Annotated in this window: 17 protein-coding genes and 3 tRNA genes; 7 read left to right on the top strand and 13 right to left on the bottom strand. The window is 70.2% G+C overall.

All coding sequences use genetic code 11. The features are described 5' to 3' along the window. Window positions 1-34: 34 nt before the first annotated feature. From KUF83_RS03885 to KUF83_RS03855, 7 genes are all read right to left on the bottom strand, one after another. Entirely contained in the window at window positions 35-907 is an 873-nt protein-coding gene (locus tag KUF83_RS03885) for an ester cyclase family protein (protein ID WP_217453100.1), read from the bottom strand. A gap of 134 nt (window positions 908-1,041) precedes the next feature. Beyond that, window positions 1,042-2,004 (bottom strand): GNAT family N-acetyltransferase, encoded by a 963-nt coding sequence (locus KUF83_RS03880; RefSeq protein WP_217453099.1) that lies wholly within the window; start codon window positions 2,002-2,004, stop codon window positions 1,042-1,044. Window positions 2,005-2,260: 256 nt separating this feature from the next. Continuing rightward, window positions 2,261-3,034 carry an SDR family NAD(P)-dependent oxidoreductase gene (locus tag KUF83_RS03875; RefSeq protein ID WP_217453098.1) on the bottom strand — a complete coding sequence of 258 codons (774 nt, stop codon included), beginning with the start codon at window positions 3,032-3,034 and terminating at the stop codon, window positions 2,261-2,263. Further along, window positions 3,031-4,482 (bottom strand): FAD-binding oxidoreductase, encoded by a 1,452-nt coding sequence (locus KUF83_RS03870; protein WP_217453097.1) that lies wholly within the window; start codon window positions 4,480-4,482, stop codon window positions 3,031-3,033. Before KUF83_RS03870 ends, KUF83_RS03875 begins: the two co-directional genes overlap by 4 nt. Then, window positions 4,482-4,850, bottom strand: coding sequence for a hypothetical protein (locus KUF83_RS03865; RefSeq protein ID WP_217453096.1), 369 nt, complete (start codon window positions 4,848-4,850; stop codon window positions 4,482-4,484). Before KUF83_RS03865 ends, KUF83_RS03870 begins: the two co-directional genes overlap by 1 nt. After that, window positions 4,850-5,167, bottom strand: a complete 318-nt coding sequence (locus KUF83_RS03860) for a hypothetical protein (RefSeq protein WP_217453095.1) — start codon at window positions 5,165-5,167, stop codon at window positions 4,850-4,852. The genes KUF83_RS03865 and KUF83_RS03860 overlap by 1 nt, the downstream gene beginning before the upstream one ends. 78 nt (window positions 5,168-5,245) lie before the next feature. Then, on the bottom strand, window positions 5,246-5,773 hold the full coding sequence (locus KUF83_RS03855) for a class I SAM-dependent methyltransferase (RefSeq protein WP_217453094.1): 528 nt from the start codon (window positions 5,771-5,773) through the stop codon (window positions 5,246-5,248). A gap of 390 nt (window positions 5,774-6,163) precedes the next feature. Here KUF83_RS03855 and KUF83_RS03850 point away from each other — a divergent pair. Both KUF83_RS03850 and KUF83_RS03845 read left to right on the top strand, forming a co-directional pair. Beyond that, window positions 6,164-6,238 (top strand) — tRNA-Asp (locus KUF83_RS03850). Between the two features lie 23 nt (window positions 6,239-6,261). Further along, window positions 6,262-6,338 (top strand) — tRNA-Phe (locus tag KUF83_RS03845). Window positions 6,339-6,458: 120 nt separating this feature from the next. Here KUF83_RS03845 and KUF83_RS03840 read toward each other — a convergent pair. After that, complete coding sequence (locus KUF83_RS03840; protein ID WP_217453093.1) at window positions 6,459-7,568, bottom strand: ABC transporter permease; 1,110 nt, start codon at window positions 7,566-7,568, stop codon at window positions 6,459-6,461. Between the two features lie 113 nt (window positions 7,569-7,681). On the opposite strand from KUF83_RS03840, the gene hrpA reads away from it, so the two are divergent. From hrpA to KUF83_RS03825, 3 genes are all read left to right on the top strand, one after another. Continuing rightward, complete coding sequence (gene hrpA / locus KUF83_RS03835; RefSeq protein ID WP_217453092.1) at window positions 7,682-11,683, top strand: ATP-dependent RNA helicase HrpA; 4,002 nt, start codon at window positions 7,682-7,684, stop codon at window positions 11,681-11,683. Between the two features lie 93 nt (window positions 11,684-11,776). Next, window positions 11,777-11,851: transfer RNA gene (locus KUF83_RS03830), tRNA-Asp, on the top strand. 348 nt (window positions 11,852-12,199) lie between these two features. After that, window positions 12,200-12,418 carry a DUF6274 family protein gene (locus KUF83_RS03825; protein ID WP_217453091.1) on the top strand — a complete coding sequence of 73 codons (219 nt, stop codon included), beginning with the start codon at window positions 12,200-12,202 and terminating at the stop codon, window positions 12,416-12,418. A gap of 463 nt (window positions 12,419-12,881) precedes the next feature. Here KUF83_RS03825 and bldC read toward each other — a convergent pair whose 3' ends face one another. After that, window positions 12,882-13,088 carry a developmental transcriptional regulator BldC gene (bldC, locus tag KUF83_RS03820; RefSeq protein ID WP_027749187.1) on the bottom strand — a complete coding sequence of 69 codons (207 nt, stop codon included), beginning with the start codon at window positions 13,086-13,088 and terminating at the stop codon, window positions 12,882-12,884. Window positions 13,089-13,577: 489 nt separating this feature from the next. Then, entirely contained in the window at window positions 13,578-14,444 is an 867-nt protein-coding gene (locus tag KUF83_RS03815; protein ID WP_217453090.1) for a hypothetical protein, read from the bottom strand. A 232-nt stretch (window positions 14,445-14,676) separates the two neighbouring features. Between KUF83_RS03815 and KUF83_RS03810 the strand changes: the two genes are divergently transcribed. Together KUF83_RS03810 and KUF83_RS03805 are read left to right on the top strand one after the other, a co-directional pair. Next, a complete protein-coding gene (locus tag KUF83_RS03810) occupies window positions 14,677-15,771 on the top strand; it encodes a Glu/Leu/Phe/Val dehydrogenase dimerization domain-containing protein (protein ID WP_217453089.1) in 1,095 nt (364 codons plus the stop codon). Between the two features lie 301 nt (window positions 15,772-16,072). Beyond that, the gene (locus KUF83_RS03805) at window positions 16,073-16,324 is read left to right on the top strand and encodes a DUF3073 domain-containing protein (protein WP_055613827.1); all 252 of its coding nucleotides are present in this window, start codon (window positions 16,073-16,075) and stop codon (window positions 16,322-16,324) included. Window positions 16,325-16,641: 317 nt separating this feature from the next. On the opposite strand, the gene purM is transcribed toward KUF83_RS03805, so the two are convergent. The 3 genes from purM to KUF83_RS03790 form a co-directional block, all read right to left on the bottom strand. Beyond that, window positions 16,642-17,712: a phosphoribosylformylglycinamidine cyclo-ligase gene (gene purM, locus KUF83_RS03800; RefSeq protein ID WP_217453088.1), complete on the bottom strand. Its 1,071-nt coding sequence runs from the start codon at window positions 17,710-17,712 to the stop codon at window positions 16,642-16,644. A gap of 52 nt (window positions 17,713-17,764) precedes the next feature. After that, window positions 17,765-19,291 carry an amidophosphoribosyltransferase gene (gene purF, locus KUF83_RS03795; RefSeq protein ID WP_217453087.1) on the bottom strand — a complete coding sequence of 509 codons (1,527 nt, stop codon included), beginning with the start codon at window positions 19,289-19,291 and terminating at the stop codon, window positions 17,765-17,767. 83 nt (window positions 19,292-19,374) lie between these two features. After that, entirely contained in the window at window positions 19,375-20,232 is an 858-nt protein-coding gene (locus KUF83_RS03790) for an META domain-containing protein (protein ID WP_217453086.1), read from the bottom strand. Window positions 20,233-20,294 lie beyond the last annotated feature (62 nt).

Below are 20,294 nucleotides of genomic sequence, written 5' to 3'. Positions count from 1 at the left end.
CCGGTACGGATCTCGGAACGGGCGTCGGGCCTGCTCACGGTGTCGGAAGTCCTGCCTGGCCCAGTGCCAGGTAGTCGACGACCTCCCAGTGCTCCGCCACCTTCCCGTTCTCGATCCGGAACTGGTCGCAGGTGCGCATCTCCAGGGGCCGCCCGGAGGGGCCGCCACCGCTCCAGGCGCCGGTGAGCGTGCCGGTCCAGGTCACGAAGACCATCACCCGGTCGTCGGCGGCGACGATGTGGTCCACGGTGGTGACCAGGTCGGGGAAGGCGGCGATGTTGTCCGCGAAGAACGCCTTGAAGGCGTCGAGCCCGTCCGGCACCGCGTCGGTCCGCATGTTGTGGTGCCGGTAGTCCTGGTGGTAGTAGCGCTCGGCGAGGTCCAGCCGGTGTTCGCTGAAGACGTCGCGGTACGCGCCGAGCACCAGGTCCGCGTTGGCCCGCTCGGTGCCGCTGTGCGGACCGTGCAGGCCGGGAGCGGAGGGCTGGCCACTGACTTCCGGCCCGCCTGCCACGCCGTGCCCGGCGAGGACGTCCCGGTCGACCACGTTCCAGTGCTCGGCGATCCTGCCGTCCCGCGTGCGGTACAGCTCGGCGGTGTGCAGCCTGACATTCTCGCCCGAAGGGCTGCGCCCGGTCCAGGTCGCGAAGAGCATGACCCGGTCGTTGTCGGCCACCAGGTGGTCGATCTCCGCGCGCAGCCCCGGGAACTCCCGGACGAGCGTCCTCCCGGGGAGGGCCGGGCCGTCCCCGGCGGCGGAGGCGGCCATCGGGTCGTGGTCGGTGAAGTCGGGGTGGAAGAAGCGGCCGGCCTCTTCGAAGCGGTGCTCGCCGTAGAGCGTCCCGTACAGATCACGGATCAGCTCGGCGTTGCGCGTGCGCTGCCCCGCGGGAATCACGGTGGTCATTGGTTCCTTTCGGTTCGAATCGGCTCGGACCATCGGCTCGGACGAGCGATGGCTCGGATGAGAGGAGTCGGATGAGAGGAGAAGGAAGGAAGGAAGGCAAGAACGGCCCGCGGGGGCGGTGGTCCGCCGGGCGCTCAGGCCTTGAGCCCGTACGTCGACCAGCGCGAGTCGGCCTCGAAGCCCAGCTTCCGGTTGAGCGCGACCACGGCGGTGTTGGTGGTGTCGTTGAAGACCTGGACCAGCGCGAGCCGGCTGTTCTCCCGCGCCGCCCGGAGCAGCAGCTCGGCCTTCAACCAGGTGCCGAGGCCCCGCCGACGGTGCTGCGGCAGCACCAGCGTCTCGCCCGAGTCCGCCATCGGGCTGTCCCGCACGAACAGGGTGCTGTAGCCGACGATTCGGGTGCCGTCCGCGGGCAGCGCCGCCACCGCGACGGGCCGGTGCCCGGCCCGCTGCGCCTCGGCCTCCCGCGCCCGTACGTCGGCGACGGACGGACGGCGCACCCGTGCCTGGCCGTTGACCCGCTCCTCCAGTGCGCTCCAGGCCCGTGCGTAGGACTCGACGAGGTCGTCGGGGCAGGGGCCGTTCCACGACACCAGCCGGTGTCCGGGCACCGGCCGGGTCACCACGTCCTCCAGCACCGCGCGGGCGGGCCCGGCCAGCAGCAGCCGGTTGCGCACGCTCTCGCCGAGGCGGTGCGCTCCGAGGTGCTCCGCGAAGCGCTCGGCGGCGGCCCCGGCGGGGCTGTCGGCGAGCAGCAGGTCCCGGCCCCGCTCCCGCAGAGCCGACTGGCCCGCGGCCGCCAGCGCCCGGCCGGCCCCTCGCCGGCGGAAGCCGGGGAACACCCACAGCGAACCGTGCCCGGGGCCGGCCGGATCACCGAGATCGAGGCCGAGTTTCAGCACTCCGGCCGGGGTGTCGTCGGCGAACGCGACGAGCACGAGGCGTTCCGTGCCGTGGCGGCGCTGGAACAGTCGCGCGAGGAGCGCCTCCGTCACGGGCGGATCGGCGGGCAGTTCCAGGCTCATGGTCTCCCGGAACCCTGGGAGCAGGGCGGCGATGGTCGCCGGGTCGTCACCGTCGAGGCTGCGAATCTCCATGCCCCACACCCTGGACCGCCGTTCTCGAAGCACCGTCGAGAACAACTCGACCGGCAGCACGGCCGACGGGACCGACGGATTCCCTGGTCACACGGGGTGCGGGCACATCTGTCGGGCCGGCTCCGGCCACCGCCGGCCCGCTCGGAGCCCGACCGTACCTCCGGCCCACGACACCGGCCCCGCCGTTGGCCAGGACAACTCGAAGCTGCCGGGAGAACGGCGGGGCCCGCACGGCGGCACGGGGCCGGGGCGTCTGTCAGGTGCCGCCGGTCACGCGCAGTGTCTCGCCGTTGGTGTTGCCGTTGGCGGCCGAACCGAGGAAGACGACGGCCCGCGCCACATCCTCCGGGGAGGACATCCGCCCCGACGGCAGGGTCTTGCCCTTCTCCTCCAGGAAACCGGGGGGCACGTGCGCCCGCACCGTCTCGGTGCTGGTCTGCCCGGGCACCACCATGTTGACCAGGATCCCCTCGGGGCCCAGCTCCCAGGCCAGACTCCGCATCAGCCCGAAGAGCCCGGACTTGCCCGCGCCGTACGCTCCGGCGCCGGCCTTGCCCGCCTCCGCGAGACCCGCGCCGAGCAGTACGACCCGGCCCCACGGGCGGCCTCGCATCGACGGCAGCGCCGCCTGGAGCGTGTGGAAGACGGCCTCGACGGAGTTGCGCAGCACCTCCTGCCACTGCTTCGCCGGCACGTCCTCGAATCGCGGTACCGGACTTCCGGGCCGCGGGATCGCCTCGCTCCAGACCACGGCGTTGGCCACCAGGACGTCGATGCCGCCCCACTCCTCGGCGACCCGGCCCACCGCGTCCCGTACGCACTGCTCGTCCGTGAGGTCGTACCGCACCACCAGCGGGGTCCCGCCCGCCTCGGTCACCAGCCTCGCCGTCTCCCGGGCGCCGTCCTCATGGGCGTGGTAGGTGATCGCGACCCTCGCTCCCTCCTCTCCGTACGCCACGGCCGTCGCCCGGCCTATGCCCGACGAGGCGCCGGTGACCAGCACCACCTTGTCCCGCAGATCTGTCCTCATGACTCCACCTCGGTCGTCGGGGCGCGATGGCCGATGCTCTGCGCGTGCCGGAAGAAGCCCTCCGGGTCGTAGGCCCTCTTCACCTCGCGCAGCCGGGCACGGTTGTCGCCGTAGTACTCCGTCTCCCAGTGCTCGCTCACCCGGGAACTGGGGAAGTTGATGTACGAGCCGCAGGCGAGCGGCGCGAGGGCCACCGCCGCCCGGTCGGCCAGGGCCGTCAGCCGCCCCTGGGCCGCAGGGTCCGACGCCATGTCACGACAGGCGAACTGATAGCCGATCAGGAACCGCGCGTCCCGGTGCGCGTAGGCGGTCGCCGCCGCCGGCACCCGGTTCGCCGCGCCGCCCAGCGCGATGCACAGCAGATAGCGTTCCTGGCCCACCGCGTCCAGCGCGGGGTCCCAGGCGTCGAGCAGCGCCGCCGACTCCGCACGGGTCGCGGCCCGGCCGGTGAGCCGGTAGCTCTGCCGGGTGTACGGATGGCGGTGTCCCTCGGCCTCGGGGCCGGTGCCGGTGCGGTGGCACTGGGCCACGGTCTTCGAGCCGCACAGCGCCTCGTGCATCACCTCGGCGTATCCGCCCCGCGGGCCGACGGTCCTGCTCAGCGGTTTACTCCCGGCCCGCTCCGCGAGTTCGTCCAGAGCGGCCCGCAGCTCCTCGGCCGAGCCCAGGTGCACACCCCAGACACGCACCACGGGACGCCCGCCGGGCCCGAACATGCCCGGCAGCACCACCAACGAGGTGCCGAGTTCGTCGGGGCCCTCGGCGGCCCACTCCTGCCAGGCCGTCAGCACCTCCACGGCGTCCTCGTACGCCCAGAGCGTCTCGAAGCCGGTCATCGTCGGGGCGTCCACCGGGCGCACCTCGAACTCGGTGACGATGCCGAAGGTCCCGCCGCCCCCGCCGCGCAGCGCCCAGTACAGATCGGGCTCCTCGGTGGCCGAGCAGCGGACCGTCCTGCCGTCCGCGAGCACCACCCGCGCCGCGGTGACCCGGTCGCTGCCCAGCCCGAACTTCCGCGTCTGCCAGCCGATTCCGCCGCCGGTCAGAAACCCGCCGGCGCTGACCGTGGGAAACGTGCCGGTGACGAGCTGGCGGTGCTGGGGCCGCAGGGCGTCCAGCGCGTCCAGGGACTGGGCGCCCGCCCCGAGGCGGACCACGGGCCCCGCGGCCACGGCGTGGTTCATCCGGGACAGGTCGACGACCAGCCCTTCGCCGGTCGACCAGCCGTTGAAGCTGTGGCCGCCGCCCCGGACGTGGACCCGCAGCTCCCGGTCCCGGGCGTGACGCACACAGTGCGCGACGTCCTCCGCGGAGGCGCAGTAGGCGACGGCGTGCGGCTCGATCGTGTCGTACTCGGTGTTCTGGAGCTGCCTGGCCAGGGCGAAGCCCGCATCGTTCGGCAGGACCAGGTCGCCGCCGAGACGGTCCCTCAGCGCCGCCGCCCCCATCAGTCCTCGATGCCGAACTTGCCGGCGGTCACCTTGGAGCCCGCGTGACCACGCAGCTTGGTGCCCTGCGGGTCGAAGAACTCGGCTCCGCCGGTGCCCTGCCACTCGGTGTCCGAGACGAACTCGCCTGACACGCGGACACGGGCCTCACCGACGTGCTTGCCCTCGGGGTCGGCGGCCAGGACGTGGAAGCCGTACTCGAAGGTGTCCCGGCCGGTCGAACGCCAGGTTCCGAGGCCGATGTTCTTCGTATTGAGCTGGGTGGAGACGACGGAGCCGTCCGCCGCGAAAGAGACGAGCCCGGGAACAGCCTTTCCGTCGTCGTCCAGCTGCGTGGTCCAGGTGCCGACCAGACGTGCGTCACTCATCACAGTTCTCCTCGGGAGGTGGGACGGTGCGGCCAGACTTTCGGGGTGCTCTGGAGGCGCACTCGAGAGGTCCTGTAGGAGGGTGGGTCACTCTCCGGCTCGTCCTCCGGCGGGCAGGGCGCGGGGCCGAGCTCCGGATGCCAGAGGGAGGCGACGTGCATGGAGCCGAGCGCGACGAGCCCTCGGTACGTCGGGCGCAGGCAGTAACGCACCAGTCCCCGCCACAGAGCGGCCGGTACGGTGCCGCCGGACCGTTTCGCGATCTTGTCGGGATGACCCTCGGGCAGGAACTCCGGGTTGAACGGACGAAGGGACACGGCGCTCCTCGGTGTGGGTGCTCCTCGATGGGGTGCGTCGGTGCGCCGCTTTTCGGCCGCGCCGCTCCTCGGCACGGGTCAGGCGGCGCGGACGGCCACCTCCAGGCCGCCGTCGAACGGCAGCGGCAGCGAGACATAGCCGCTGCCGGGAACCCGGAGGTGTGCCAGGAAGTCCGCGGACCGGGCCGGGTCGTCACGGACTCCGTGCGCCACGACCACCGCTCCCGGCAGCATCCTGGGCTCCAGCAGCCCCAGCAGCGGCAGGAAGGACTCGGCCGGGCCGGCCAGCAGCAGCAGGTCGACCGGCCCGGGCACGGTGGGCAGCAACCGCGCCGGGCTGCCCACCCGCACCTGCGCGTACCGCCCGAGTCCGGCCTTCTCGACCGCCGCCGCGGCCACCTCGGCGCGTACGGTGTCCGTCTCGCAGCACATGATCCGGCCGCGCCCGTTCTCGCTCAGCGCCGCGGCGATCCGGGCGGTGGACGACTCGTCGGGACAGCCGGCCTGGAGCACGTTGAGCGGTCCGGCCGCCAGCACCAGTTGCCGGAGCAGGGTCGCGGTGGCGGCGTCGGAAGAAGGCACGGTGAAACATGCGGCATCGGGCATGCGGGGCTCCCCGTCACGAGTTTCGAGACATTAGAGATCTCTCGGCCGAGCGTTACAGACACCGCCGCCACGGGCGACGTCCGTGGACGACGCTCCGAGCGGGACTTCAGCCGCCCTCCAGAACCGCCGTGTGGGCCGTCCTGGACCAAGATCGGAGCACGCGGAGCACACCCGCCTGTCTGATACGCTTTTCCAGCGACATCAGCCCGCCAGGAAAGCCCCCGACCGGCCACTGGGAACATCCAGACCGACGGCGGCGAGGCAGTCAGGAAGTCGCAAAGAGCGCAAGCTCGAGTTCACGACGGAATGACTTTCGCGGCATGTCGCGGCTGTACAAAACCCGTTGGGAGCATGCAAAACGGTGTGCGACACTGTTCGCACGCAAAGCTTGGTCCTGTGGAGCAGTTTGGAGTGCTCGCCACCCTGTCAAGGTGGAGGCCGCGGGTTCAAATCCCGTCAGGACCGCTGCGATTCCTCGTGAATCGCGTGGCTGGGTAGCTCAGTTGGTACGAGCGATCGCCTGAAAAGCGATAGGTCGCCGGTTCGATCCCGGCCCCAGCCACCACCCGAAAGCCCCGTCCGCCGGACGGGGCTTTCGTCGTGTGCCTGTCACCGGTCGCCGGTTCGTTCGGCTGCCGGTTCGTGGGGGCCTGTCGCGCAGTTTTCCGCGCCCCTTGAAGGGCTCTCAGGCCGCGGCGCCGCCTCCGGAGGCCTCCTGGGAGGGGGCCGCCGGGGAGCCCGCCGCGTGGGCCGGGCTCTCCTCCCTGCCGCCCGGGTGCCGGTGTCGCCAGATCCAGAAGACCGTGCAGGACACCAGCGCCCAGCCCCCGAGGACCAGGAACGGGAACACGTGCTGGTGACCGGCGAAGTACACCGCCGTGTGCTGGGCGTTGACCGAGCCCCCGGGTGGCAGCCAGCGGCCGATGACGCCGAGCGGCGACGGCAGCAGGGGCCAGGAGACGGCGCCGCCCGAGGAGGGGTTGCCGAGCAGGACCATCAGACCCCAGGTGGGAAGCATCGCCCAGCGCCCGAACAGGGTGTTGAACATCGAGAAGACCATGCCGGACGTGAACATGGTCAGCGAGAGGATCAGCCAGGACTCGACGAACGGCAGATCCAGGGCGTCCAGGAGCCAGTCGACCACCGCCGCGATGACGAACCCGCCGAGCAGGGCGTACGCGGCCGTGAACCCGATGCGTTCCAGCGGGTTCAGCTCCCGCGCGTGCACACTGAGCTGGATCGCCCCGACGAAGCCGATGATCACGGCGGCCAGCGAGATGTAGAAGATCGCGAGCCCGCGCGGATCACCCTCCTGCAAGGGGTTGATGTCCCGGACCGTGACCGCCACCCCCGTGGACCTGCCGACGGCCGGCGCGGTCTTCTCCAGCAGCTCCGCGACCGAGGCCCCGGACGCCCCGGAGACGTCGAGGACGACCGCCCGGCCTGAGTCCCGCACATCGAGGATCGCGAACACCTCCTGGTCGTTCATCGCCTCGACGGCCGCCGCCCCGCTGTCGTAGGGGTGGATCTCCAGGGAGGCGTCGAGCGCCTTCTCCATCCCGGCGAGGAAGGCCCTGCCCCGTCCCTCGTCGTACGCGCCCACCGTCGCGGTCGGCACGTGGCGCGGGGTCGGGTTCGCCATGGAATACGTGTACGAGCCGGCGAAGAGGCCCGCCGCGGCGGCGAGGATCAGGACCAGCACCGACGCGGGAAGGAAAGGGGACGCCTTGAAGGAGCCCCAGCGTTCGCGACGTGTGGGCGGCCGGCCATGGGCACCGTGCGGCATCTCGGACATACGCACACGCTAAAGCCGCGGAAGGGATATTTCTCCGTCGCGGACGCCCTGACCGTCCCGCAGCGCAAAAGCGTTCGCCCCTCGTTTCCCCGAGGTGAGATCCTGGGCCGCGTATGTCTACGCATCCTGCCCCCGCCCTCGGCGATCTCGCCCCCCGTCTGGCCGAGCTGTCACTGCGCGACGCGCACCGGCTCGGGCGCAGGCTCGAGGGCGCGCGCCGGATCCGCAAACCAGAGGCCCGCGCCGCCGTCACCGCCGAGATCGAGGCGGAGGTGGCCGCGGCCGAGCTCCGCATGGCCGAGCGCCGCGGCCGCGTGCCGGCCGTCTCGTACCCCGAGCAGCTGCCCGTCAGCCAGAAGAAGGACGACATCGCGGCCGCCATCCGCGACCACCAGGTCGTCATCGTCGCCGGTGAGACCGGGTCCGGGAAGACGACCCAGATCCCGAAGATCTGTCTTGAGCTGGGCCGTGGCGTCCGCGGCATGATCGGGCACACCCAGCCCCGCCGTATCGCCGCCCGTACCGTCGCCGAGCGGGTCGCCGAGGAGCTGGACACCCCGCTGGGCGAGGCCGTCGGCTGGAAGGTCCGCTTCACCGACCAGGTGAACCAGGACGGCACCTTCGTCAAGCTGATGACGGACGGCATCCTGCTCGCCGAGATCCAGACGGACCGCGAGCTGCGCGCGTACGACACGATCATCATCGACGAGGCCCACGAGCGGTCCCTCAACATCGACTTCCTGCTGGGCTACCTCGCCCAGCTGCTGCCGAAGCGTCCGGACCTCAAGGTCGTCATCACCTCCGCGACCATCGACCCCGAGCGTTTCTCCCGGCACTTCGGGGACGCCCCGATCGTCGAGGTCAGCGGGCGCACGTATCCCGTGGAGGTGCGCTACCGCCCGCTCCTGGAGGAGGAGGGCGACGATTCCGACCGCGACCAGATCACCGCGATCTGCGACGCCGTCGAGGAACTGCAGGGCGAGGGCAAGGGCGACATCCTCGTCTTCCTCTCCGGGGAGCGGGAGATCCGCGACACCGCGGACGCTCTGGAGAAGAAGAAGTACCGGTTCACGGAGGTGCTCCCTCTCTACGCGCGGCTCTCGCACGCCGAGCAGCACCGCGTCTTCCAGGCGCACACCGGGCGCAGGATCGTTCTGGCGACCAACGTCGCCGAGACCTCCCTGACCGTCCCCGGCATCAAGTACGTGATCGACCCGGGCACCGCCCGCATCTCCAGATACAGCCACCGCACGAAGGTCCAGCGCCTCCCCATCGAGGCGATCTCGCAGGCCAGCGCGAACCAGCGCAAGGGCCGCTGCGGCCGTACCAGCGACGGCATCTGCATCCGCCTCTACTCCGAGGACGACTTCCTCGCCCGGCCGGAGTTCACCGACGCGGAGATCCTCCGTACGAACCTGGCGTCCGTCATCCTCCAGATGACCGCGGCCGGACTCGGGGAGATCGAGAAGTTCCCGTTCATCGATCCGCCGGACCACCGCAACATCCGCGACGGCGTACAGCTCCTCCAGGAGCTGAACGCCCTCGACCCGACGGAGAAGGACCCGCGCAAGCGCCTCACGCCGTCGGGCCGCAAGCTCGCCCAGCTGCCCGTCGACCCGCGCCTGGCCCGGATGGTCCTGGAGGCCGACAAGAACGGGTGCGTCCGTGAGGTCATGGTGATCGCGGCCGCGCTCTCCATCCAGGACCCGCGCGAGCGCCCGGCCGAGAAGCAGACACAGGCGGACCAGCAGCACGCCCGCTTCAGGGACGAGACGTCCGACTTCCTCGCGTACCTCAACCTCTGGCGGTACGTGCGCGAGCAGCAGAAGGAGCGCGGCTCGTCGTCGTTCCGTCGCATGTGCAAGCAGGAGTACCTGAACTTCCTGCGGATCCGCGAGTGGCAGGACATCTACACGCAGCTGCGGACCGTCGCGAAACAGATGGGCATTCATCCGAACGAGGACGACGCACCCGAGCAGCAGGTCCACCTTTCGCTCCTCGCCGGCCTGCTCTCCCACATCGGCATGAAGGACGTGAAGGAGAGCGCGACCGGGACCGGGAAGGACAGCGGCCGCGAGGGCGGCAGGAGCACCACGAAGAACGAGTACGTGGGCGCCCGCAACGCGAAGTTCGCGATCTTCCCCGGCTCCGCCCTCTTCAAGAAGCCCCCGCGCTTCGTCATGTCCGCCGAGCTCGTCGAGACGTCCCGGCTGTGGGCCCGCGTCAACGCGCGGATCGAGCCCGAGTGGATCGAACCGCTCGCGGAGCACCTGCTGAAGCGCACGTACAGCGAGCCGCACTGGGAGAAGGACCAGGCGGCGGTGATGGCGTACGAGAAGGTCACGCTGTACGGCGTGCCGATCATCGCCCAGAGGAAGGTCAACTACGGGCGCATCGACCCCGAGACCAGCCGCGAGCTTTTCATCCGCAACGCACTCGTCGAGGGCGACTGGCGTACGCACCACAAGTTCTTCTCCGACAACCGCCGGCTCCTCACCGAGGTCGAGGAGCTGGAGCACCGGGCGCGGCGCCGGGACATCCTGGTCGACGACGACACGCTCTTCGACTTCTACGAGGAGAGGGTGCCCGAACACGTCGTGTCCGGCGCCCACTTCGACTCCTGGTGGAAGCACAAGCACAAGGAGGAGCCCGAACTCCTCGACTTCGAGCGCTCGATGCTCATCCGCGAGACGGCCGGAGCGGTCACCAAGGACGACTACCCGGACGCGTGGCGGCAGGGGCGGCTGAAGTTCCGGGTCACGTACCAGTTCGAGCCGGGCGCCGACGCGGACGGCGTGACCGTCCACGTCCCGCTCCAGGTGCTGAACCAGGTCACCGACGAGGGCTTCGAGTGGCAGATCCCGGGTCTGCGGGAGCAGGTCGTCACCGAGCTGATCCGCTCCCTCCCGAAGCCGATCCGCCGCAACTACGTACCGGCCCCCGACTTCGCCCGGCGGTTCCTGGAGCGGGCGGTGCCCCTCCAGGAGCCTCTGACGGCGACGCTGGCGCGCGAGCTCAAGCGCATGGTCGGCGTGCCGCTAACGGCCGACGACTTCGACTGGTCCAGGCTCCCCGACCATCTGCGGATCACCTTCCGGATCGTCGACGAGCGGCGCCGGAAGCTGGCCGAGGACAAGGACCTGGAGGTCCTGAAGCTGCGGCTGAAGCCGAAGGCGCGCGAGGCGATCTCGCAGGCCGCGGCGGCGACGGCCGAGCGGCAGGGCGGGGAGGCCTTGGAGCGCACGGGGCTGACCGACTGGACCATCGGCTCCCTCAGCCGCGTCTTCGAGACGCGGCGGGCCGGCCAGCCGGTGAAGGCGTACCCCGCGCTGGTCGACGACGGACCGGCGGCGAACACCGTCTCCGTACGCCTCTTCGACACCGAGGCCGAGCAGCAGCAGGCGATGTGGAAGGGCACGCGGCGGCTCATCCTGCGCAACATCCCGGTGAATCCGGCGAAGTTCGCGTCGGACAAGCTCACGAACGCGCAGAAGCTGGCCCTGTCCGCGAACCCGCACGGGTCGATCCAGGCCCTGTTCGACGACTGCGCGATGGCCGCCGCCGACAAGCTGATCGGGGACTTCGGCGGCCCGGCCTGGGACGAGGAGTCGTACCGGAAGCTGTACGACAAGGTGCGCGCGGAGATCGTCGACACGACGGTCCGCACGGTCGGCCGGGTGGAGCAGGTGCTGGCCGCCTGGCAGGCCTGTGAGCGCCGTCTGAAGGGCGTACGCAGCCCTGTGCTCCTCGCGAACCTGACGGACGTACGGACGCAGCTGGACGCCCTCGTGAGGCCCGGCTTCGTCACGGCGACCGGACTGCGGCGGCTGCCGGACCTGATGCGCTATCTGGTGGCGGCGGACCGCCGGCTCCAGCAGATGCCGACGAACGTCCAGCGGGACACCAGCCGGATGGAGAAGGTCCACGAGATGCAGGACGAGTACGCCTGGCTGCTGGAGCAGCTGCCGCAGGGCCGCCCCGTCCCCTCCTCCGTCCTGGACATCCGCTGGATGATCGAGGAGCTGCGGGTCAGCTACTTCGCGCACGCGCTGGGCACGGCGTACCCCGTCTCCGACAAACGCATCGTGAAGGCGATCGACGCCGCCGCTCCGTGACGGCGTCCGCACACGGGGTGAGTTCGCTCGGGAGGCCCACCCTCCTGTAGAGTCCTGTCTCGCAGCGCAACGCAAGATCGCACTGCGAAACCTGGTCCTGTGGAGCAGTTTGGAGTGCTCGCCACCCTGTCAAGGTGGAGGCCGCGGGTTCAAATCCCGTCAGGACCGCACCAGTCGAAGAAGGCCCCGCATCCGCAAGGATGCGGGGCCTTCTTCATGCCGTGTTCCGGCGAGGAGCACGCCCCCTTCCGTTCGCGGCTCAGCGCGGACGCGCTTCCCGGGGGTGCGGGGAACTGCGCGGCCGGCCCCACCGGTCGGCGGCCGACCCCACGCCACGAGCCCGCCGACGAAGCACCGGCGAAGCGCCGGCTCCGGCACCCGGTCAACACCGCCCCCACGAGCCCTCCACAGCCCCGCACGGCGCCGCACGGTCTTGACGCCGTCACATTCCGCCAGTACCTAGAAACCAGGGCCGAGAGCCCTCACCGGAGCCGACAGACCCCACCGGAGGTGACCATGGCGGCGACCGCTCGGCATGAGACGCGAGCCCTGCTCCGCGCCCACCTGTCGGCCGCCTCCGGCCATCGCCACCGGACGAGACACTGCCCGATCTGCCACCGACTCCTGCGACTGGTCACGGAGTCCGCTCCGACCGCCTCCACGGAAGACCCGGAGAACCCGGAGTACCCGGAGGACCTGGAGGACGCCACGGAGGACGAGCGCCCCTCCGCGTGATCGACCGCCGCGCACCAACTGCCCCTCGCGCGGCCCCAGATGAACGCAGCCTCCTTTAACGCAGGAACGTCACACGCAACAAGAAGCAGGACATGTGACGGGTGTCACTGCATAAGTTTTCAAACCCACGGAACTTACCCCTCACCTACAACTGGTCAATTTAATATGTGCAATTGCACCAGCCTCCGAGGGTGACCCACAGCTGATCCCACAGCCTCCCCCAGACTGCGACAAGGCCGCTCACAGAGCGACCTCACCGGCGCGGACACCCCATGACCAGCGCACAAAAAAGATCGCGCTGGACCCGGCGGAGTCCAGCGCGATCTACGACGCACCCATGCTGCTTGTGGTTCTTACTCGGGCGTGGACCCCGTTGGGGCAGGATCCGCGTCGCTCGGAGCTTGGGTTCGGGCGTACCGACAAGTGGGGGACCTGCCGGAATGCCCTGCTATGGAGTTGTTGTTCAGACTTCACTGCGCTGCTGCGGAATGCCCGCGAGCAGTGCACGAACCTCGGCCTCGCGGTATCGGCGGTGGCCGCCGAGCGTGCGGATCGAAGTGAGCTTGCCGGCCTTCGCCCACCGCGTAACCGTCTTCGGGTCCACGCGGAACATCGTGGCGACCTCAGCCGGGGTCAGCAGCGGCTCGGCATCAGGGGTGCGAGCGGTCATGAGCGGCCTCCTCGGGAGAACCGAACCTTCTCGGTTCTTTCCTCTAAATTCTGCACCTTGACCCGCGTTGCCCGAAATGGCGGATGCGGGTCGAGTCGGTTATAGGACGAACGGCTTGTCCTCGGCACTACAACTACACCATCCGTCCAGCCGCGTCGGCCAAACCGATGGAATTGCCCTCCCAGGTGTTCATCAGCGACGGAAGCCGATGGACCATGCCATAGCGGACAGTCACGCCACTGTGACGATCAGTCACAGAGCGATCAGGAGTCACGAGACCCCCCATAGCGTGCAATGCTGAGATTCCACCCATACGTGGGCAGAAGGAGCCCTCCCCGGACTCCTTGTCCTATTTTGGCATGAGGAGGGGCGTTCGGCGCAAGGTCCGCGTTAGTGCCGTCCGTCACGCTTACCCCGTACGACCCGGATCGGGACTTACGTCCTGTCAGATCCCGTGACGCACAGGAATCGTCACCCCCGCGGGCGGCCTCAGTTCGCCGAGCGGCGGTCCAGGACCGACCGCCACCGCTCCACGAGCCGACCGTACGCCTCCCCGGCGCCGGCCCCGTCTCCCGTGCGCAACGCCTCGATGCCCTCGGCGACATCCGCGGCCGAGTGGTCGCCGTCGAGCTCCCCGGCGGGCAGGACGTGCACGAGACCGCCGTAGTCCAGCTCCACCAGCGCGCGCGGGTGGAACTCCTCCAGCCAACGCCCCACGTCCACCAGGCCGTCGATGAGCGGCCCCTCGTCGAGGGTGTCCCGCAGGGTCCGCAGAGCCCGCGCCACCCGCCGCCGCGCCTCCACCATCGGCGTGCGGTAGCGGAGCACGGGCGCGTCCTCCCCGGCCCGCGAACCGCCCCCGGACCCGGCGCCCTTGTCGTACTCGCGCTCCTCGTCCGAGACGAGCACGAACCAGTTCAGCGGCACCTGCCAGACCGCCGTGCGGATCCACGGCCGGGCGTCGGGATTGCGGGCGATCCAGCGCTCGTAGTCCTGGGCCGCCTGACGGCGCACGACCTGCGGCAGCGCCGCGTCCAGGACGGGCTCCGGCAGTTCCTCGTCCAGGTCCTCCAGCGCCTGCCAGCCCCGCAGTCGGGTCCGCCAGGGACACACGACGAGCACGCCGTCCACGTCCGCGACGAACGCGTCGCCGCTCTCGTGCACCGGCACCAGGACCGGCGGAGTGGGCAGCAGGTCGGCCAGCGACCTGCGCAGCTCGTCCTGGTACGAGGGGCGCTCGGGCCGGCGCGCGTAGCGGGCCCAGTGGCCGCGCTCCGGCTCCGGGAACGCCGCGAGCGGTTCGTACACGCGGAGATAGGACGCATACGGGACGATCAACGAGGACACCTTGGGCACGCTTGCTCCCTCCCCCGCGGACCCGCCGGAAAACCGCGGGACCTGCGTGCGGGCGCGCGGGAAACCCCTGCAAATCGTCCCACGTCCCCCCGGGACCGTACTCCGGGGGAGGGTGATCCTGACCACTGGGCGGATGCCGGTCCCGCCCAGGCTCTAATCTCGTGCCACACGGACCCCCGCCACCCGTACGGGGGCCGCCCCGCCCGCCGCTCATTACCTGGGAGTCACCACAGTGACCGACGTAACCAGCAGCGCGGACGACGTACTGCACACCCTGTTCCGGTCGGATCAGGGGGGACATGAGCAGGTCGTCCTCTGCCAGGACCGAGCCAGCGGCCTCAAGGCCGTCATCGCCATCCACTCGACCGCCCTGGGCCCGGCCCTCGGCGGCACCCGCTTCTACCCGTACGCGAGCGAGGCGGAGGCCGTCGCCGACGCGCTGAACCTCGCCCGCGGGATGTCGTACAAGAACGCCATGGCCGGGCTCGACCACGGCGGCGGCAAGGCCGTGATCATCGGTGACCCCGAACAGATCAAGACCGACGAACTGCTCCTCGCGTACGGCCGCTTCGTGGCCTCGCTCGGCGGGCGCTACGTGACCGCCTGCGATGTCGGCACCTACGTGGCGGACATGGACGTCGTGGCGCGCGAGTGCCGCTGGACCACCGGGCGCTCCCCCGAGAACGGCGGCGCGGGCGACTCGTCCGTCCTGACGGCCTACGGGGTCTTCCAGGGCATGCGGGCCTCCGCCCAGCACCTGTGGGGCGACCCGTCACTGCGCGGCCGTACGGTCGGCGTGGCGGGGGTCGGCAAGGTGGGGCACCACCTGGTCGAGCATCTGCGGGAGGACGGCGCCGAGGTCGTGATCACGGACGTACGGGCCGCGTCCGTGCGCCGGATCCTGGACAGGCACCCCTCCGGCGTGACGGCCGTCGCCGACACCGACGCGCTGATCCGGGTGGAGGGGCTGGACATCTACGCCCCCTGCGCGCTCGGCGGCGCCCTGAACGACGACACGGTGCCGGTGCTCACCGCCCGGATCGTCTGCGGGGCGGCCAACAACCAGCTGGAGCACGCGGGCGTGGAGAAGGACCTCTCCGACCGCGGAATCCTCTACGCGCCGGACTACGTGGTGAACGCGGGCGGTGTCATCCAGGTCGCCGACGAGCTCCACGGCTTCGACTTCGACCGGTGCAAAGCGAAGGCCGCGAGGATCTTCGACACCACGCTGGCCATATTCGCTCGTGCGAAGGAGGACGGCATTCCGCCGGCCGCCGCGGCCGACCGGATCGCCGAGCAGCGCATGGCGGAGGCCCGCCGCCCCTGACGTCCGGAAGCCGTCCGGAACGTCCCGCGGGGTACCTGCCGGCGGGTGCGGGAGAGAACTCTCACGTTCGTCGGCGGGTCGCCCGCCGAGAAGAGGTTAAAATCGCGGTTGACCAGCGAGGACAGGGCACCTCGCGGGTTCTGGGCACAGGCGCGTCCTGCGGGCGACGTACCGTATGGGCGTGGGCTCAGGTACCGTGGAAGCCCTACGGACCGGTCTCTCCACGGAGAGCCCGTTCCCGACCATGAACGCGTGTCAAGACTCTGGGGCCGTCGAGCCCCGTATCCGAGGGGGTCGAGCCATGGGGCGCGGCCGGGCAAAGGCCAAGCAGACGAAGGTCGCCCGCCAGCTGAAGTACAGCAGCGGCGGGACTGATCTGTCGCGTCTGGCCAATGAGCTGGGCGCTTCGACTTCGCAACAGCCGCCGAATGGCGAGCCGTTCGAGGACGACGACGAGGAAGACGACCCGTACGCCCAGTACGCGGATCTCTACAACGACGACGAGGACGAGGACGACGAGTCCGGTCCCACGTCGCAACGCCGCGGCGCTTGACGCTTTAGCTGCGCATGTCGTTCTAGCTGCGCTTCACCCGGTCCGGGGCAGTTCGCCGGACCGGGTTTTGCGCGTGGTCGCTCCGCTGGTTGCGGGGCCACTGCGGGGGCTTGGTCGGCTGCGGGTTCGTCGTGGCTGGTCGCGCAGTTCCCCGCGCCCCTAAAAGGATTGCGCCGTTCCCCGCGCCCCCGAAAAGGACTGCGCAGTTCCCCGCGCCCCTAAAAGACTGCGCCGTTCCCCGCGCCCCTTGAACGACTGCGCCGTTTCCCGCGCCCCTTTGAGGCTGCGCGGGTTTTCGCCGTCCTGGTGGTCGTCGGTCAGTGGGGGGCGTAGTCGTTGATCAGGGCCGCGCCCGTCTCGTGGTCGCCTCGGTCCGTGATCTCGCCCGCCACCCAGGCCTCCAGGCCGCGGTCGGCGAGTGTGGCGAGGGCCGCGTCCGTGGAGTCCTCCGGCACGATCGCGATCATGCCGACGCCCATGTTCAGCGTCTTCTCCAGCTCCAGGCGCTCGACCTGGCCCGTGGTGCCGACGAGGTCGAAGACGGGAGCCGGGGTCCACGTCGCGCGGTCCACGATGGCGTGCAGGCCGTCCGGGATCACGCGGGCCAGGTTGGCCGCCAGTCCGCCGCCCGTGACGTGCGAGTACGCGTGCACGTCGGTCGTGCGGGTCAGCGCCAGGCAGTCCAGCGAGTAGATCCTGGTGGGCTCCAGGAGCTCCTCGCCGAGGGTGCGGCCGAACTCGGCGACGTGCTGGTCGAGCTTCAGCTTCGCCCGGTCGAAGAGGACGTGCCGGACGAGCGAGTACCCGTTCGAGTGAAGGCCGGAGGCCGCCATGGCGATCACCGCGTCACCCTTACGGATACGATCCGCGCCCAGCAGCCGGTCGGCCTCCACCACGCCCGTACCGGCGCCGGCGACGTCGAAGTCGTCCGGGCCCAGCAGACCGGGGTGCTCGGCCGTCTCGCCGCCCACGAGGGCACAGCCCGCGAGGACACAGCCCTCGGCGATGCCCTTCACGATGGCGGCCACGCGCTCCGGGTGGACCTTGCCGACACAGATGTAGTCGGTCATGAAGAGCGGCTCGGCGCCGCACACCACGATGTCGTCCATGACCATCGCGACCAGGTCGTGGCCGATCGTGTCGTACACGCCGAGCTGCCGGGCGAGGTCGACCTTCGTGCCCACGCCGTCCGTGGCGGAGGCCAGGAGCGGGCGCTCGTAGCGCTTGAGGGCGGAGGCGTCGAAGAGGCCGGCGAAGCCGCCGAGGCCGCCGAGGACCTCGGGGCGCTGCGTCTTCTTCACCCACTCCTTCATGAGCTCCACGGCGCGGTCGCCCGCCTCGATGTCGACGCCTGCGCTCGCGTAGCTGGCACCAGTTGTCTCAGACATGACGGTGAGAACTTTCGTGTCGTACTGCAGGTGAGCAGGTGGAACGGGCCGCCTACGGACGGCGGATCGCGTCGGCCGCGGCCGTGGCCGCGGGACCCGCGGCGAGCTCGGTCTCCAGGAGCTGCTTGCCGAGCAGCTCCGGGTCGGGGAGGTCCATCGGGTACTCGCCGTCGAAGCAGGCACGGCAGAGGTTCGGCTTGTCGATGGCGGTGGCCTCGATCATGCCGTCGATGGAGATGTACGAGAGGGAGTCGGCGCCGAGCGAGGTGCCGATCTCCTCGATGCTCATGCCGTTGGCGATCAGCTCGGCGCGCGTCGCGAAGTCGATGCCGAAGAAGCAGGGCCACTTCACGGGGGGCGAGGAGATCCGGATGTGGACCTCCGCCGCGCCCGCTTCCCGGAGCATGCGGACCAGTGCGCGCTGGGTGTTGCCGCGGACGATCGAGTCGTCGACGACGACCAGGCGCTTGCCCTTGATGACTTCCTTGAGCGGATTCAGCTTCAGTCGGATGCCCAGCTGGCGGATGGTCTGTGAAGGCTGGATGAAGGTCCGGCCCACGTACGCGTTCTTCACGAGACCGGCACCGAACGGGATGCCGGAGGCCTCCGCGTAACCGATCGCGGCGGGCGTGCCCGATTCCGGGGTCGCTATGACCAGATCGGCGTCGACCGGAGCTTCCTTGGCGAGCTTGCGGCCCATCTCGACACGCGAGAGGTACACGTTCCGGCCGGCGATGTCGGTGTCCGGGCGGGCCAGGTACACGTACTCGAAGACGCAGCCCTTGGGCTTCGCTTCCGCGAATCGGGAGGTTCGCAGGCCGTTCTCGTCGATGGCGACGAACTCGCCCGGCTCGATCTCGCGGACATAGGCGGCGCCGCAGATGTCGAGGGCGGCGGACTCGGAGGCGACGACCCAGCCGCGCTCCAGGCGGCCGAGGACCAGCGGGCGGATGCCCTGCGGGTCACGGGCGGCGTAGAGGGTGTGCTCGTCCATGAAGACGAGGGAGAAGGCGCCCTTGACCTGCGGGAGGACCTTCGCGGAGGCCTCTTCTATGGTCAGCGGCTTGCCGTCGTCGTCGACCTGGGCGGCCAGCAGGGCCGTGAGCAGGTCGGTGTCGTTGGTCGCCGCCACACGCGGGGTGCGGCCCTCCTGCTTGGGGAGGTCGGCGACCATGCCGGCGAGCTCCGCCGTGTTGACCAGGTTGCCGTTGTGGCCGAGCGCGATCGAGCCGTGCGCGGTGGCACGGAACGTCGGCTGGGCGTTCTCCCAGGTGGAGGCCCCGGTGGTCGAGTAGCGGGCGTGTCCGACCGCGATATGACCGAGCAGGGAACCGAGGGACGCCTCGTCGAAGACCTGGGACACAAGGCCCATGTCCTTGAAGACGAGGATCTGCGAGCCGTTGCTGACCGCGATACCCGCGGACTCCTGGCCTCGATGCTGTAGGGCGTAGAGCCCGAAGTAAGTGAGCTTGGCGACCTCTTCACCGGGAGCCCAGACTCCGAAGACGCCGCAAGCGTCCTGGGGGCCTTTCTCGCCGGGGAGCAGATCATGACTGAGTCGACCGTCACCACGTGGCACGCCACCGAGTGTAGGCGAGATCGACCACTGGTCCGAATTGGGGAACCCCCCGAGCGGCGCCGCGGGGGCGCCGCCGTCGGGGATCACTTCGTGGCGACTGCTTCCACGCTCATGCCGTTCTCGCTGGTCAGGGTGAGGGTGCTGCCCTTCAGCTGGTACTTCACCGTGCCGTCGAAGAGCTTCAGCAGGGCCCGCTCGGTGTCCATGAGTGAGTCGGAGCACATCTTCCGGGTGGTGCCCGGCGTGCCCAGAGTGATACTGCCGTCGCCGACCGTGGCCTTCGCCGTCACCTTGTTGCAGCCGAGCTGGCCGCGGACGGCTCCCTCGTCGAAGGTGAGATGGACCTTGCCGTCGGCCTGGGAGGAGAGGGCGACGGGGGATCCGCCCTTCGAGGCGTCCTTCACCATGGCGGTGACGTTCCACTTCGTGCCCTGGAGTTCGGCCGGCTTGTCGGCGGTGAGCTTCACGGTGGTCCCGTCCTGCGTGGTGAGCGTCAGCTTGTCGTCGTCGACCTCGGCCTTGATCGTGCTGTTGGAGATGGCCTTGCCGAGCTGCGCCTCGAAGTCCATCGCCCCCTCGCTCGTACAGGCCATCTTGGTCTTGATGGCGTCGTCGCCGACCGTGATCGTGTCGCCCTTGATCTCGGCGCTCGCCCCGAAGCGGTTGCAGCCGTAGTTGCCGCCCACCTTGCCGTCCTTGGCGAACTCGACGTGGGCGCCGGCCGGGGCGTCGTGCTTGGTGCCGTCGACGGTCACGCTCTCCACGTTCCACTGCTTGCCGGTGATCGCGGTGGCCTGCCGGGTGCCGACGGAACCGGAACCGGAGTCCTTGTCTCCGCTCTCCGTGCCGCAGGCGGCCGTGGCGAGGAGTCCGGTGACCGCCAGGGCGCTGAGACCGGCTCGGGTGCTGAGGACGCTGAGGTTGAGTCGCTGCGTGTGCATGCCGCTTTGACGGGACGGGTGGGGTGCTTGGTTCCCTCGACGGGTAACGGCCGCGCAACGGC

Source organism: Streptomyces sp. BV286, from assembly GCF_019090165.1.
In the GTDB taxonomy this organism is placed as follows: Bacteria; Actinomycetota; Actinomycetes; order Streptomycetales; family Streptomycetaceae; genus Streptomyces.
Note: the sequence above shows the minus strand (reverse complement) of the source record. Positions and strands in the feature narration are given on the sequence as shown.

What these genes read in the sequence shown, in the direction of transcription:
- KUF83_RS03885 (WP_217453100.1), bottom strand. Translation starts at nt 907, where the DNA reads ATGACCACCGTGATTCCCGCGGGGCAGCGCACGCGCAACGCCGAGCTG.
- KUF83_RS03880 (WP_217453099.1), bottom strand. Translation starts at nt 2,004, where the DNA reads ATGGAGATTCGCAGCCTCGACGGTGACGACCCGGCGACCATCGCCGCC.
- KUF83_RS03875 (WP_217453098.1), bottom strand. Translation starts at nt 3,034, where the DNA reads ATGAGGACAGATCTGCGGGACAAGGTGGTGCTGGTCACCGGCGCCTCG.
- KUF83_RS03870 (WP_217453097.1), bottom strand. Translation starts at nt 4,482, where the DNA reads ATGGGGGCGGCGGCGCTGAGGGACCGTCTCGGCGGCGACCTGGTCCTG.
- KUF83_RS03865 (WP_217453096.1), bottom strand. Translation starts at nt 4,850, where the DNA reads ATGAGTGACGCACGTCTGGTCGGCACCTGGACCACGCAGCTGGACGAC.
- KUF83_RS03855 (WP_217453094.1), bottom strand. Translation starts at nt 5,773, where the DNA reads ATGCCCGATGCCGCATGTTTCACCGTGCCTTCTTCCGACGCCGCCACC.
- KUF83_RS03840 (WP_217453093.1), bottom strand. Translation starts at nt 7,568, where the DNA reads ATGTCCGAGATGCCGCACGGTGCCCATGGCCGGCCGCCCACACGTCGC.
- hrpA (WP_217453092.1), top strand. Translation starts at nt 7,682, where the DNA reads ATGTCTACGCATCCTGCCCCCGCCCTCGGCGATCTCGCCCCCCGTCTG.
- KUF83_RS03825 (WP_217453091.1), top strand. Translation starts at nt 12,200, where the DNA reads ATGGCGGCGACCGCTCGGCATGAGACGCGAGCCCTGCTCCGCGCCCAC.
- bldC (WP_027749187.1), bottom strand. Translation starts at nt 13,088, where the DNA reads ATGACCGCTCGCACCCCTGATGCCGAGCCGCTGCTGACCCCGGCTGAG.
- KUF83_RS03805 (WP_055613827.1), top strand. Translation starts at nt 16,073, where the DNA reads ATGGGGCGCGGCCGGGCAAAGGCCAAGCAGACGAAGGTCGCCCGCCAG.
- purM (WP_217453088.1), bottom strand. Translation starts at nt 17,712, where the DNA reads ATGTCTGAGACAACTGGTGCCAGCTACGCGAGCGCAGGCGTCGACATC.
- KUF83_RS03790 (WP_217453086.1), bottom strand. Translation starts at nt 20,232, where the DNA reads ATGCACACGCAGCGACTCAACCTCAGCGTCCTCAGCACCCGAGCCGGT.